Source organism: Streptomyces sp. AN091965 (assembly GCF_022698285.1).
GTDB lineage: Bacteria > Actinomycetota > Actinomycetes > Streptomycetales > Streptomycetaceae > Streptomyces.
Map to the genome: position 1 here is coordinate 7,753,455 of NZ_JALDMY010000001.1, position 13,195 is coordinate 7,766,649.

General features: G+C 73.4%; 9 protein-coding genes. 5 read left to right on the forward strand and 4 right to left on the reverse strand.

Annotated features, from left to right (window positions below):
- Positions 1 to 53 precede the first annotated feature (53 nt).
- Entirely contained in the window at positions 54 to 1,697 is a 1,644-nt protein-coding gene (gene qcrB / locus MQV74_RS32940) for a cytochrome bc1 complex cytochrome b subunit (protein WP_242726182.1), read from the forward strand.
- A 13-nt stretch (positions 1,698 to 1,710) separates the two neighbouring features.
- On the opposite strand, the gene MQV74_RS32945 is transcribed toward qcrB, so the two are convergent.
- Complete coding sequence (locus MQV74_RS32945; RefSeq protein WP_242726184.1) at positions 1,711 to 3,945, reverse strand: terpene synthase family protein; 2,235 nt, start codon at positions 3,943 to 3,945, stop codon at positions 1,711 to 1,713.
- Positions 3,946 to 4,122: 177 nt separating this feature from the next.
- Here MQV74_RS32945 and MQV74_RS32950 point away from each other — a divergent pair, with 177 nt between their 5' ends.
- Together MQV74_RS32950 and MQV74_RS32955 are read left to right on the forward strand one after the other, a co-directional pair.
- Entirely contained in the window at positions 4,123 to 4,620 is a 498-nt protein-coding gene (locus MQV74_RS32950) for a thioesterase family protein (RefSeq protein ID WP_242726186.1), read from the forward strand.
- A 66-nt stretch (positions 4,621 to 4,686) separates the two neighbouring features.
- Complete coding sequence (locus MQV74_RS32955; protein WP_242726188.1) at positions 4,687 to 6,027, forward strand: 6-phospho-beta-glucosidase; 1,341 nt, start codon at positions 4,687 to 4,689, stop codon at positions 6,025 to 6,027.
- Here the strand turns inward: MQV74_RS32955 and MQV74_RS32960 are convergent, their stop codons facing one another.
- The 3 genes from MQV74_RS32960 to MQV74_RS32970 are packed head-to-tail and all read right to left on the reverse strand — an operon-like array spanning position 6,028 to position 8,235.
- Positions 6,028 to 6,540, reverse strand: a complete 513-nt coding sequence (locus MQV74_RS32960) for an FBP domain-containing protein (RefSeq protein WP_242726190.1) — start codon at positions 6,538 to 6,540, stop codon at positions 6,028 to 6,030.
- A 13-nt stretch (positions 6,541 to 6,553) separates the two neighbouring features.
- The gene (locus MQV74_RS32965; protein WP_242726192.1) at positions 6,554 to 7,318 is read right to left on the reverse strand and encodes a GNAT family N-acetyltransferase; all 765 of its coding nucleotides are present in this window, start codon (positions 7,316 to 7,318) and stop codon (positions 6,554 to 6,556) included.
- Positions 7,315 to 8,235 carry an NADP-dependent oxidoreductase gene (locus MQV74_RS32970; protein WP_242726194.1) on the reverse strand — a complete coding sequence of 307 codons (921 nt, stop codon included), beginning with the start codon at positions 8,233 to 8,235 and terminating at the stop codon, positions 7,315 to 7,317. Before MQV74_RS32970 ends, MQV74_RS32965 begins: the two co-directional genes overlap by 4 nt.
- A 253-nt stretch (positions 8,236 to 8,488) precedes the next feature.
- Between MQV74_RS32970 and MQV74_RS32975 the strand changes: the two genes are divergently transcribed.
- Together MQV74_RS32975 and valS are read left to right on the forward strand one after the other, a co-directional pair.
- A complete protein-coding gene (locus MQV74_RS32975; protein WP_242726197.1) occupies positions 8,489 to 10,549 on the forward strand; it encodes a phosphocholine-specific phospholipase C in 2,061 nt (686 codons plus the stop codon).
- 55 nt (positions 10,550 to 10,604) lie between these two features.
- A complete protein-coding gene (gene valS, locus MQV74_RS32980) occupies positions 10,605 to 13,184 on the forward strand; it encodes a valine--tRNA ligase (RefSeq protein ID WP_242726205.1) in 2,580 nt (859 codons plus the stop codon).
- Positions 13,185 to 13,195: the final 11 nt, after the last annotated feature.

Sequence of the window (13,195 nt, forward strand, 5' to 3'; positions counted from 1 at the left end):
TGGCCCAGCCCGGACGCGCGCCTACGCTGGTAGCCGCCCGAGGGGGGAGCCGCATGAGCGAACGCACCCAGGACCACGGTCAGGACGGACGCCCCACCCCGCCCGCCAAGGGCGAGCGCCTCGCCGACTGGGCCGACGGCCGCCTCGGCATCCACACCCTCGGCAAGTCACAGCTGCGCAAGGTCTTCCCGGACCACTGGTCGTTCATGTTCGGCGAGATCTGCCTCTACAGCTTCCTGATCCTCATCCTCACCGGCGTCTGGCTGACCCTGTTCTTCGAGCCGAGCGGCATGGAGGTCGAGTACAACGGCACGTACGTACCGCTGAAGGGCGTCCTGGTGACGCGCGCCTACGAGTCGACCGTCGACATCAGCATGGAGGTGCGCGGCGGACTGCTCATCCGGCAGATCCACCACTGGGCGGCGCTCGTGTTCGTCGCGGGCATGCTGGTGCACATGATGCGGGTGTTCTTCACCGGCGCCTTCCGCAAGCCGCGCGAGCTCAACTGGCTGTTCGGCTGGACCCTGTTGATGCTCGGCCTGATCACCGGACTGACCGGCTACTCGCTCCCCGACGACCTGCTGTCCGGCACCGGCGTGCGCTTCGCGCAGGGCGCCATCCTGTCGATCCCCGTCGTGGGGACGTACGTCTCCTTCTTCCTCTTCGGCGGGGAGTTCCCGGGGCACGACATCATTCCGCGGCTGTTCGCGGTGCACGTGCTGCTGCTGCCGGGGATCATGCTGGGCCTGGTCGTGGCCCATCTGATCCTGGTCTTCTACCACAAGCACACCCAGTTCGCGGGCCCCGGCCGCAGCGAGCGCAACGTCATCGGGGCGCCCTTCTTCCCCGTCTACGTCGCCAAGGCGGGCGGCTTCTTCTTCCTCGTCTTCGGCGTCCTCGCCCTCATGGGCGCCCTCGCCACCATCAACCCCGTGTGGGCGCTCGGCCCCTACCGGCCCGACATGGTCGGCACCGGAGCCCAGCCCGACTGGTACCTCGGGTTCTCCGAGGGCCTGATCCGGGTGATGCCGAGCTGGGAGATCAACGCCTGGGGGCACACGCTCGAACTGGGCGTCTTCATCCCGTTCGCGCTGTTCCCGCTGATCATGATGGTGATCGCGGCGTACCCGTTCGCGGAGGCCTGGGTCACCAAGGACCGCCGCGAACACCACATCGCGGACCGGCCGCGCAACGCGCCCGCGCGCACCTCGTTCGGCGTCGCCTGGCTGTCCCTGTACGGGGTGCTCATGGTCGGCGGCGGCAACGACATCTGGGCGACGCACTTCCACCTGTCCATCAACGCCATCACGTGGTTCGTGCGGATCGCGTTCTTCGTAGTGCCGCCGCTCGCCTACGCCGTCACCTACCGGGTCTGTCTGGGCCTTCAGCGGCGCGACCGCGCCAAGGTGCTGCACGGCAGGGAGAGCGGCATCATCAAGCGCCTCCCGCACGGCGAGTACGTGGAGGTCCACCAGCCGCTCAGCCAGGCCGAGCGGTACACGCTCACCGCCCACGAGCAGCCCGTGCCGTTCGAGGTCGGGCCGCTCGTCGACGCGAACGGCGTGGCCCGCAAGGTCCCCCGCACCGACCGGCTGCGGGCCCGGCTCTCCCGCGCCATGTACGGCCCCGGCACCCAGGTGCCCAAGCCGACGGCGCAGGAGTACCGCCAGGTCCACAGCGGCGACGGCCACCCCTGAGGGCGGCACCCGCTCAGGCCGGGAGGGGCCGGGGCGTGGCGGCGAGCTCCCGCAGCCAGGCGGGGCGCACGACCTCCATGCCGAGCCCCGTGGGCACCGGCAGGGGCCCGCGCGTGAGGTGTTCCTCGCGGTAGCGGCCGCAGTCGCGGTGCCAGACGTGGATCCCCGCCAGCCAGTTCTCCAGGTGCCGCACGTGGTCGTCGAGGGCGCTCCGCGTCCGCGCGTCCAGGCCGAGGTCCGCGCACAGGACCGGCAGTTCGTGCGTCACCACGTGCTGGAACTGCCGCATGCGTGACCGCATCAGGTCGTCGACGATGTGCAGCGCCGTGGGGTGGTCGCAGTCGAAGAAGCTCTGCACGACGAGCACGGCGTTGTGCAGCTCGCCCTCGTACTCGATCTCCTTCTGGTACGAGAAGACGTCGTTCATCAGGGCCGCGTAGTCGGCGGCGGCGCTCTCCAGGGTGCGCAGCGGACCGCTGTCGAGGACCTCGCGCGGGATCGGCCCGCCGTGGGCCAGGCGGCTCAGGTTCATCGTGAACTCGGAGCCGAAGGTGTGGCGGCGCATCTCGATGTAGTCGACCGGCTCCGGGACGCGGTGCTGCGCCTGGTTGGCGAGCTCCCACAGCCAGCTGTCCGTCATCTCCACCAGGGACCGGCGCAGCGCGGCCCGGCCCTGCGCGTCCATCGGGGCGGTCGCGCGCGCCCACAGGTCCGCGAGGCCCCGCTCCAGAGAGTTGGCCGGGGGCGGGGGAGGGGAGCCGTCGAGCGGCATGAACAGGGTGAGGCGGTCCGTGCACACCTTCGCGCCGAGCAGGTCGCGGGACCTGCCGAACACCGCCGGGTAGTAGTCGTCCGCGTACGTCCCCCACGCCAGCCAGCAGGTGTCCAGGTCCAGCTGCTCGGCGGTCGCGTCCGGGTGGATGCCCGCCGCGCACAGCGCGAAGTCGAACCGGGCGAGCTTGTGCGCGTCCCAGACGTGCGAGGCGGGCACGCCCGGCTGCGGCTGGAGCAGGCCCATCCGCAGACACCAGTCGACGACCTCGCGCCGGGAGCGCTCCAGGTGCGGGGAGAGCGTCGTCGTGAACGGCAGGTCGAAGTCCGGGATCCGGGAGGGGCCCACGCGCTGGAACGGCAGGTGCGTGAAGCGGCGCTGACGCTGCGCGCCGGTCGCGGACAGCAGCTCCTTGACGCCCGTCGCGGCGGTGCCGATGCCCGAGGGGCCCGTCGGCGGAGAGGCCGTGGCGGTGGCGCCCTCGTTCATGTAGCGGCTGGAGCGCAGATGCCACTCGTGGCCGCCCGACTGCCAGTCCTGGAGGCCCTTGGCGTACGCGAGGACGTCCGCGCACTGGCCGGGCGGCAGCGCCTTCTCGGCGAACAGCGGCGCCAGCTCCGTGAACAGCGTGTCCTCGAACTGCTGCATGCGCGCCGTGAGGAGCTCGTTCACGGAGTCCGCCGCCTCCTGTGTCGTACAGCCGAGGAAGGTCTCCAGGACCAGGACGCCGTTGCTCAGCTCGCCCTCGTCCTCGACCTCGCGCTGGTACGAGAACAGGTCGTTGCGCAGGTGCACCGCGTCGGCGAACGTGTCCTTGAGGACCCGCAGCGGGCGCGCGTCCGCCACGGCGGCCGGCACCTCGGCGCCCGTCGCGTACTCGATCAGCCCCGCCGACCAGGGCGCGCCGCCCACCTTGCGGCGCATCTCGATGTACTCGACGGGGTTCGCGACCCGGCGGGCGTTGATGTTGGACAGCTCCCACAGCGACTCGTTCAGGAGGTTGCGGGTGCTCTCCGCGAAGCGGGCGCGCCAGTCGAGGGACATGTGGGGCACCGTGCGCCGCCACAGGTCCGCGAGGCCCGCCTCCACCGGATTGGTGGGCTTCGGCATCGGCGTCGCCACGTCCATCGGCATGAACGCGGGAAGCCGGTCCAGATAGGCCTTGCCGCCCTCCCGGTCCTGGGTGCGCTTGAACAGCTCCAGGAAGTGGTCGTCGAAGAAGAAGACCCACACGTACCAGTCCGTGACCAGCGACAGCGCGCGGCCGTCACAGTCCGGGTGGGTGTACGCGCACAGCAGCGGATAGTCGTGCGCGTCCAGGTCCGCCTGCTCCCAGACGCCCGAGCCCTCCAGCATGCCCATCCCGCGCGCCCACCGCAGGGAGTGCGAACGCGCCTCGTCCACATGGGGATTGAGGCGTGCCGGATGCACCATGTAGAAGTCCGGCAGTTCGAAGGGGCGTGTCGGCCGCGGCATACGGATGTCTCCTCAGACAGGGGGCGTACGGCAGCCAGGCACTACCCCCGGCGCGCCGCTCGAAGCGGCGTGGGGCTCGCGGTCACACCATCGCGTGATACGCCGATGCGAAAGTGTGGTGCGCCCCAAACGCCCGTGCGAGCTGCCGTGCGCCGGAGCGAACCGTGAGGAGAGCGCATGACCAGGGAAGTCCGGCACGACCTGCCGCTGTACCGCCGGGTCGTGCCGCCCGAGTGGATCGACCACGACGGGCATCTGAGCGAGGCCCACTACGGCGTGGCGTTCGGCCGCGCCACGGACAGCCTGATGGAGGCGACGGGGCTGCACGCCGACTACCGTGCCGCCACGGGCGCCACCCTCTGGACCGTCGAGGCCCACGTGCGGCTCCTGCGCCAGGTCGCCGAGGGCGCCCACCTGGTGATCCGCACCCGCGTCCTCGGCTCCTTCGCGCGCCGGCTGCACTTCGCCCACGCGATGTACGTCGTCGAGGGGCCCGGGGCCGAGCCCGCGCCGGACGCCGAGCCCGTCGCGACCACCGAGCTGCTCGCGCTGCACGTCGACCGGGAGCGGGGCCGTTCGGTGCCGTTCCCCGAGCCCGTGCGGGAGCGGCACGAGGGCCTCGTCGAACAGGCGCCGCCGTGGGCGGGCAGGGCGGTCGGCGCGCCGCCCCGCTGAAGTGGTAGGAGTTCAGGGGAGCGCCCTGTGCGGCGCAGGGCGACTGGAGGGCAAGGTGGCGCAGACGTGAGGCTGACGATTCTCGGCGGCGGCGGGTTCCGCGTACCGCTGGTGTACCGGGCGCTGCTCGACGACCACGAGGAGGGCCGCGTCACCGACGTCGTCCTGTACGACGTGGACGCGGCGCGCCTCGGCGCGATCGCGCGGGTGCTCGCCGAGCAGGCCGATGGCGTGCCGGACGCCCCGGCGGTGCGGGTCACCACCGACCTCGACGAGGCGCTGCGCGGCACCGACTTCGTGTTCTCCGCGATCCGCGTCGGCGGCCTGGAGGGCCGCGCCGCCGACGAGCGGGTCGCCCTCGCCGAAGGCGTGCTCGGCCAGGAGACCGTGGGCGCGGGCGGCATCGCCTACGGCCTGCGGACCGTGCCCGTCGCCCTCGACATCGCCCGGCGCGTGGCGCGGCTCGCGCCCGAGGCGTGGGTCATCAACTTCACCAACCCCGCCGGGCTCGTCACCGAGGCCATGTCCCGGCACCTCGGCGACCGGGTCATCGGCATCTGCGACTCGCCGGTGGGCCTGGCCCGCCGCGTCGCGCGCCTCCTCGGGATCGCGCCGGACCGCGCGTGGGCCGACTACGTGGGCCTCAACCACCTGGGCTGGCTGCGTGGCCTGTGGGTCGACGGCCGCGACGAACTGCCGCGCCTGCTCGCCGACCGGGACCTCCTGGAGTCCTTCGAGGAGGGCAAGCTCTTCGGCGCCGACTGGCTCAAGGCCCTGGGCGCGATCCCCAACGAGTACCTGCACTACTACTACTTCACCCGCGAGGCCGTCGCCGCCTACCAGCGGGCCGAGCGGACGCGCGGGGCCTTCCTGCGCGACCAGCAGGCGCGGTTCTACGACGCCCTCGGCGGACCCGCGGTGCCCGCCCTGGAGACCTGGGACGCCACCCGCGCCGAACGCGAGGCGACGTACATGGCGGCGAGCCGGGAGGCGGCGGGGGCGGGGGAGCGGGCCGCGGAGGACCTGGAGTCCGGCGGCTACGAGCACGTCGCCCTGGCCCTGATGCGGGCCGTCGCCCGCGACGAGCGGACCACACTGATCCTCAACGTCCGCAACCGCACGACCCTGCCGGTGCTCGACGCGGACGCCGTGGTGGAGGCGCCCTGCCTCGTCGACGCGAGCGGGGCGCACCCGGTGTCCGTGGATCCGCTGCCGGGGCACGCGGTGGGGCTCGTCTGCGCGGTCAAGGCCGTGGAGCGCGAGGTGCTCACCGCGGTGGAGAGCCGCTCCCGCGCGGCGGCGGTCAAGGCCTTCGCCCTGCACCCCCTGGTCGACTCGGTCACGGTGGCGCGCCGCCTGACCGACGCCTACCAGCAGGCCCACCCCGCCCTGGCCTATCTGACGTAACTAGGCGGTCGCGCGGACCTGGTCCAGGAAGCCGTGGAGGTTGCGGAGCGTCCGCTCGTTCTGCTCCTGAAGGCTCAGGCTCTCCTCGAACCGCCGGGCCAGGGCCGACGTCTTCTTGCCCCGTACGTACAGCGAGCAGGCGAGGTCGGCGCAGATGTAGAGCCCCACCGAATTGCCCTGGCGCCCCGCCTCGCCCGCGCGGGGCGCCACGAACAGCGTGATCCCCGACCCGGCCTGCGGGGTCACGCACACCGAACAGATGCTGGACTTGAGCAGGCTCCGGCGCGCCCCCGCGGACGCCCGCAGGGCCACCCCGACGAGCTCGCCCGCCGCGCCCTGCCGTCGCGCGACCACATAGCCGCGCTCGGGCGCCTTGGGGTCGCGCCAGCCGAGGAAGTCGAGGTCGTCCCAGGGGGTCTCGGCGAACCCCGGGGGCAGCGTCAGGCGCCGCGCCTCGCCCTTGGAGCAGTTCACCAGGGACGCGCGGATCTCTTTCTCGCCGAGTGGTTCCATGATCCGGAAGTTATCAACCGGACCGGACGGCCGTCCTCCCGTTTTCGGCCGCCGCGGCCGCGGCCGCCGCCGTGGCCACGGCCACCGCCGCCCCGAGCGGCGGCCGCGCCGCCCGGAACGTGAGGGAGCGCCGCAGCTCGAAGCCGAGGGCCTCGTACAGGCGGATCGCCCCGGTGTTCCGCGCCGAGGTGTGCAGGAAGGGCGTGTCACCGCGCTCCCGGATGCCGTGGGCGACGGCGCGCACGAGCCGCGCGGCGAGCCCGCGCCCCCGGTACGCCGGGTCGGTGCACACCGCGCTGATCTCCGTGAACCCCGGCGGCCGCAGCCGCTCCCCGGCCATCGCGACGAGCGCGCCGCCCTCCCGCAGGCCCAGATAGGTGCCGAGTTCGACGGTGCGGGGCAGGAAGGGGCCCGGCCGGGTGCGCGCGACGAGGTCGAGCATCTCGGGCACGTCGGCGGGCCCGAGCCGCACCGCGTCGGCGTCGGGCGCCGCCGCCACGCCCCCGCCGACGAGCTGCACGCCCGCCACGTCGAAGGTGAGTTCCCAGCCCGCGGGCACCCGGGCGGCGACGCCGGGCAGCGGCACCGACCCGTCGGCCCCGGCGAAGGCGGCCAGGTCCGCCCAGTCCGCCGCGTCCGGCTCGGCGGGCAGGCCGAGCCAGGGCGAGACGTCCACGGGGTAGCGCACCACGCGCCCGCGCCGCTCGGCGAACCGGGCGTGCGGGCCGGTCAGGGAGGCGAGCCCGGGGTTGTCCAGGGGGTGCGCGCCGCCCGTCACGGGCCGACCTCGATCACGACCTTGCCGCGCGCGTGCCCCGACTCGACGGACCGCAGGGCCTCGCCCGCACGCCCGAGCGGATAGACGGCCGTGAGGTGCGGGCGCAGCACGTCCGCCGCGGCGAGCGCGGCCACCGCGTCCAGGACCTCGGCGGTGCGGGCCCGGGCGACGGGGGAGCCGCCCAGTTCGCCGACGATTCCCTTGCCGCCCGCGGTGATCAGCTTCGTGCGGTCCGCCACGAGCTCGGCGACGGTCCGCAGGTGGTCGCCGCCGACCAGGTCGAAGACGCCGTCGACGCCGTCCGGCGCCAGGGCCCGGACCCGCTCCACGAGGTCGGGTCCCGGCGCGACGTGGGTGACGCCGAGCGACTCGACGTACTCCTTCTTGCCGTCGCTCGCGGTGCCGATGACGCGCAGCCCCTCGTGGCGGGCGAGCCGTGCCACGAAGCCGCCGACCCCGCCGCCGACGCCCGTGACCAGGAGCGTGGCCCCGGCCGGCAGGGCGAGCTGGCGGACGCCGTCGTACGCGGTCGCGGCGGCGACGGGCAGGGCCGCCGCCTCGGCGAACGAGAGACCCTCCGGCTTGTGCGCGGCGACCGCCACCGGAAGCAGCGTGTACTCGGCGTACCCGCCCGTCAGCGTGGACCCGAACACCGGGTCCCCGACGGCGAACCCGGTGACGTCCGGGCCCACCTCCGTCACGACGCCCGCCGCCTCGCTGCCCAGGACTTCCGGTAGTGCGGCGGGCGCCTGGCCCGGCCTGCGGTAGCCGCCGCGGAGCTTGTGGTCGACGGGGTTGACGCCCGCGGCCCGTACGGCCACGAGCAGCTGTCCCGGGCCCGGCCGCGGCGGCTCCCGGTCGATGAGGGCCTCCACCTCGGGTCCGCCGTGCCGGGTGTACACATACGCCTTGGCCATGCGCTCCTCGCTTCCTCCTCGGACGGGTCGGGCGGCGCCGGGCATCGCCGGGGCACCGCCCGGGCACCGCACCAACGATCACAAGGCCGGACCGCCGTGCGGGCATTCCCCGGCCGCGGAGTGTTCACGGGGCCGCAACGTTGGCCTTCCGGTCACGCGGCGGTCATCGCACCGCCCACCCCTTCCGTCAGCCTGACTCCCTTGGCACACTGCATCCGCCCACGCCCCCCACTTCACGTGAGGTCCCTTTCCCATGCCCGAACTCAACCGGCGCCGGTTCCTGCAACTCGCCGGCGGCACCGCCGCGTTCTCCGCCCTCTCCGAGAGCATCGGCCGCGCCGCGTCCCTGCCCGCCCGGCGCCGCTCCGGCTCCATCGAGGACGTGGAGCACATCGTCGTCCTGATGCAGGAGAACCGTTCCTTCGACCACTACTTCGGCACCCTCAAGGGCGTGCGCGGCTTCGGCGACCCCCGCCCGGTGACGCTGCCCGGCGGCAAGCCGGTGTGGCACCAGAAGAGCGGCGCCAAGGAGGTCCTTCCGTTCCATCCGGACGCGGACGACCTGGGCATGCAGTTCATCGCCGGGCTCGACCACGACTGGGCGGGCGGCCACCGGGCGTTCAACAACGGCGCGTACGACCAGTGGATCCCCGCCAAGTCCGAGCGGACCATGGCGTACCTCACGCGCGGGGACATCCCCTTCCACTACGCGCTCGCCGACGCCTTCACCATCTGCGACGCCTACCACTGCTCGTTCATGGGGGCCACCGACCCCAACCGCTACTACATGCTCACCGGGCACGTCGGAAACGACGGCACCGGTGGCGGCCCCGTCCTCGGCAACCAGGAGGCGGGCTACGGCTGGACCACGTACGCCGAGCGCCTGGAGAAGGCCGGGATCTCCTGGAAGGTCTACCAGGACATCGGCGACGGCCTGGACGCGGCGGGCAAATGGGGCTGGATCGCGGACGCCTACCGCGGCAACTACGGCGACAACTCCCTGCTCTACTTCAACACCTTCCGCGGCGCCAAGCCCGGCAACCCCCTCTACGACAAGGCCCGCACCGGCACCAACGTCAAGGCGGGCGACGGCTACTTCGACATCCTGAAGGCCGACGTCAAGGCGGACCGGCTGCCGCAGATCTCCTGGATCGCCGCCCCGGAGGCGTTCAGCGAGCACCCCAACTGGCCCGTGAACTACGGTGCCTGGTACATCGCGCAGGTCCTGGACGCGCTCACCGCCAACCCCGAGGTGTGGGCGAAGACCGCCCTGTTCATCACGTACGACGAGAACGACGGGTACTTCGACCACGTCGTGCCGCCCTACGTCCCCTCCTCGGCGAACCAGGGCCTGTCCACCGTCGCCACCGCGCTCGACCACTTCCCCGGCAACGCCCAGTACGCCGCCGGGCACTACGGCCTCGGCCAGCGCGTGCCGATGCTCGTCGTCTCGCCGTGGAGCACCGGCGGGTTCGTCTGCTCGCAGGTGCTCGACCACACGTCGATCATCCGCTTCATGGAGCGCCGCTTCGGCGTGCGCGAGCCGAACATCTCGCCGTGGCGCCGGGCCGTCTGCGGCGACCTGACCGCCGCCTTCGACTTCGCGGGCCGGGACACCGCCCCGGCCGCGCTGCCCGGCACCTCCGGCTACGAGCCGCCGGACCACGCGCGCCACCCCGACTACTTCCCGAAGCCGCCCGCGAGCCCGGCCCTGCCGGAACAGGAGCCCGGCTCCCGGCGCACCCGCCCGCTGCCGTACGCGCCGCTGGTCGACGGCGCGGCCACGCCCGCCGACGGCAAGTTCCGGCTCACCTTCGGCGGCGGAGACGCGGCGGGGGTCTGCTTCCACGTCCGCTCGGGCAACCGCGGCGACGGGCCCTGGACGTATACGACCGAGGCCGGGAAGACGATCTCCGACGCCTGGAACTCGGCGTACTCGGGCGGCAGCCACGACCTGTCCGTCCACGGCCCCAACGGGTTCCTGCGCACCTTCAAGGGTCCCGGCAAGAAGGCGGGGCCCGAGGTCACCGCCCGCCACGACCGCGCCACCGGCAACCTCCAGCTGACGTTCACCAACGCGGGGGCCGTGACCTGCGCGCTCACGGTCACGAACGCCTACGGAGGCCGCAAGGACACCGTCCGGGTCGCGCCCGGAACGACCGTCCACCACACGGTCGACCTGCGCGCCAGTAGGCGCTGGTACGACCTGACCGTCCTGGCCGACACCGACCCCGGCTTCCTCCGCCGCCTCGCGGGCCACGTGGAGACCGGCGAACCGGGAACGAGCGACCCGGCCCTCGCCACGGCCCGCTGAGGGCCGCGGAAAAGGGCGAGCCCGCGGGCGGGGAGCGCGGTTAGCATGCGGGAGCATGACCCGCACCCCCCGCCCGAGCGGCGCCCCGGACAAGCCCGTCCTCGACGGTCTGGAAGAGAAGTGGTCCCGGCGGTGGGAAGAGAACGGCGTATACGCTTTCGACGCGGACGCCGCCCGCACGGGCCCGCGTGACACGGTCTTCTCCATCGACACCCCACCGCCCACGGTGAGCGGCTCCCTGCACGTCGGCCACGTCTTCTCCTACACGCACACCGACGCCGTCGCCCGCTACCGGCGCATGTGCGGCAAGAACGTCTTCTACCCCATGGGCTGGGACGACAACGGCCTGCCCACGGAGCGCCGGGTGCAGAACCACTACGGCGTCTGCTGCGACCCCGCCCTGCCCCACGACCCGGACTTCACCCCGCCCGAGCGGCCCGGCAAGCGGCAGGTCCCCGTCTCCCGGCGCACCTTCATCGAGCTGTGCGAGCGCCTCACCGCCGAGGACGAGCGGGCCTTCGAGGAGCTGTGGCGCGCGCTCGGTCTGTCCGTCGACTGGTCGTGGACGTACCGGACCATCGGCGCCCCGGCCCGCGCGGCCTCCCAGCGCGCCTTCCTCGACGAACTGGCGCGCGGCGACGCCTACCCGGCCGAGGCGCCCACGCTGTGGGACGTCACCTTCCGCACGGCCGTCGCGCAGGCCGAACTGGAGGACAGGGAGCGGCCGGGCGCGTACCACCGGATCGGCTTCCGCGGCCCCGAGGGCGCCACGGTCCTCGTCGACACCACCCGGCCCGAACTCCTGCCCGCCTGCGTCGCCCTCGTCGCGCACCCGGACGACGAGCGGTACCGCGACCTGGTCGGCACCTCCGTGCGCACCCCGCTGTTCGGCGTCGAGGTCCCCGTCGTCGCCCACCACCTGGCGGCGCCCGACAAGGGCACGGGCATCGCGATGGTGTGCACCTTCGGCGACACCACGGACGTCACCTGGTGGCGCGAACTGCGGCTCGCCACCCGGCCGGTCATCGGCTGGGACGGCCGTTTCCTCGCGACCGCGCCGAGCGGTCTGACCTCGCCGGAGGCCCGCGCCGCGTACGCGGAACTGGCGGGCGCCACCGCGCACACCGCGCGGGAGCGCGTCGTCGCGCTGCTGCGCGCCGACGGCGCACTGCACGGCGAGCCCCGCCCCGTCACGCACGCGGTGAAGTTCTTCGAGAAGGGCGACAAGCCCCTGGAGATCGTCACCACCCGCCAGTGGTACGTGCGCAACGGCGGCCGGGACGAGCGGCTGCGGGCCGCGCTCCTCGCGCGCGGCGCGGAGCTCCAGTGGCACCCGCCGCACATGAAGGTCCGCTACGACGCCTGGGTCGGCGGCCTCAACGGCGACTGGCTGATCAGCCGCCAGCGGTTCTTCGGCGTCCCCGTCCCGCTGTGGTACCCGCTCGACGGCGACGGCAGCCCCGACCACACCCGCCCGATCGTCCCGGACGCGGCCGCGCTGCCTGTCGACCCCAGCGCGCAGACCCCGCCCGGCTACGCGGAGCACCAGCGCGGCGAGCCGTACGGCTTCACCGGCGACCCCGACGTCATGGACACCTGGGCCACCTCCTCGCTCACGCCGCAGATCGCCGGGCGGCAGCTGACCGACCCGGAGCTGTTCGCCGGAGTCTTCCCGATGGACCTGCGCCCGCAGGCCCACGAGATCATCCGCACCTGGCTGTTCGCCACGGTCGTGCGCGCCCACGCGGGGCACGGTGCCCTGCCGTGGCGGCACGCCGCGATCTCCGGCTGGATCCTCGACCCCGACCGCAAGAAGATGTCGAAGTCCAAGGGCAACACCGTCACGCCCACGGACCTGCTCGACCGGCACGGCTCCGACGCGGTGCGCTACTGGGCGGCGAGCGCGCGCCCCGGCACGGACACCGCCTTCGACGTCGGCCGGATGAAGGTCGGGCGGCGGCTCGCGACGAAGCTCCTCAACGTCGGGAAGTTCGTGCTCGGCATCGGCGCCGACCCGGGCGCCGCCGCGGCGACCGAGCCACTGGACCTCGCCCTGCTCGCCGAGCTCGCCACGGCCGTCGAGGAGACCACGGCCGCCTTCGACGCCTTCGACCACGCCCGCGCCCTGGACCGCGCCGAACAGTTCTTCTGGCGCTTCTGCGACGACTACGTGGAGCTGGTCAAGGCCCGCGCGTACGGCGACCACGGCGGCGCGTCGGCGCGCGACTCGGCCCGGGCGACGCTGCACACCGCCCTGGACACGGTGGTGCGGCTGCTCGCGCCCGTCCTGCCCTTCGTCACCGAGGAGGTCCGGTCCTGGTACGCGGACGGCAGCGTCCACCGGGCCGCGTGGCCGTCGGCCGACGCGCTGCGGGAGCTCGCCGGGGACGCGGACCCAAGGGTCCTCGCGACGGCCGGTGAGGTCATCGCGCACGTCCGCAAGGCCAAGTCCCTCGCCCGCCTCTCCCTGCGGGCCGAGGCCGCGGCCGTCGAGCTGTGGGCCCCGCGCGAGACGCTCGGCCGGTTCGCCCTCGCGGAGCGGGACGTCCGGGCGGCGGGGCGGGTGGGGACGGTGGCGGCGCGCGAGGCCGACGGGGAGCTGCGGGTGGAGGTGCTGCTCACACCGTTCCACTGAGCGGAACGCGG